Raw genomic sequence first — 1,102 nt, forward strand, 5'->3', positions numbered from 1 at the left:
TGTTCAGTGCCGTGCGATCATTTTCCTCGCCGTAGCTGGCCTTTGTTCCGAGCAAAGGCTATGCTCGACGACTTGATTGCTGGGTTCAGCAGTCCCGGCATTCAATCGCACCAGGAGCAGTTGGCAGCATGAGTTCACGCATTCACCCGCAAGCCCGTACCACCCCGAAAATCCGGCAGGAGATCAAGGATTCGGGCCTATCGGACCGACAGGCCGCGAAGGTCTTCAACATCAGCCGCCCCACCGCCCGGAAATGGCTCAAGCGGGACGACGTGCAGGACCGCTCGCACCGTGCCCACACGCTGCATACGACCTTGAGCGCAGCGCAGGAAGCCATCGTGCTCGCGCTGCGCCAGTCGCTCTACTTGCCCCTCGATGACCTGCTGTTCATCACGCGGCAGTACATCAATCCCGACGTTTCTCGATCAGGCATCGCACGCTTGCTCAAGCGCGAAGGCATGTCGCGCCTTGAAGACGTGATCCCGAAGGCCGAGGGCGAAACGATCGCTCCCAAGAAGACCTTCAAGGACTACGAACCAGGCTTTATTCATATCGATATCAAGTACCTGCCACAGATGCCGGACGAGACCTCGCGTCGCTACCTGTTCGTCGCCATCGACCGCGCTACCCGCTGGGTCTTCATGCACATCTACGGCGACATGACCGACAAGAGCAGCGTCGATTTCCTGCGCCGCTTGAAGCTGGCTTCGCCCATCAAGATCAGCAAGATCCTGACCGACAACGGCTCGCAATTTACCGACCGTTTCGCCACCAAAGACAAAAAGCCAAGCGGCCAGCACGCCTTCGACGTGGCTTGCGCCGCACTGCCTGCCGAGCACCGCCTGGCGCCGCCGCGGCACCCGCAAACGAACGGCATGGTCGAGCGCTTCAACGGTCGCATCAATGAATTGCTGCAGCAGACCCGCTTCGACAGCCGTGCCGATTTGCAGACCACATTGATGAGCTATTTGAAACTGTACAACCACCACATTCCGCAACGTGCACTCGATGCAAAGACGCCCATCCTCGCACTCAAGGAATGGCAACAAAGACGGCCGGAATTATTCGTTAAGCGGGTTTATGAACAGGCGGGACTTGACAC

The 1,102-nt window shown here is 58.7% G+C and carries 1 protein-coding gene; it reads left to right on the top strand.

The features are described 5' to 3' along the window. Window positions 1-128: 128 nt before the first annotated feature. Window positions 129-1,102 (top strand): IS481 family transposase (locus tag ACZ9AQ_RS24175; RefSeq protein ID WP_429207351.1); only part of this gene is annotated, 974 nt, incomplete at its 3' end.

The sequence above is a fragment of the Massilia sp. UYP34 genome, from assembly GCF_056279385.1.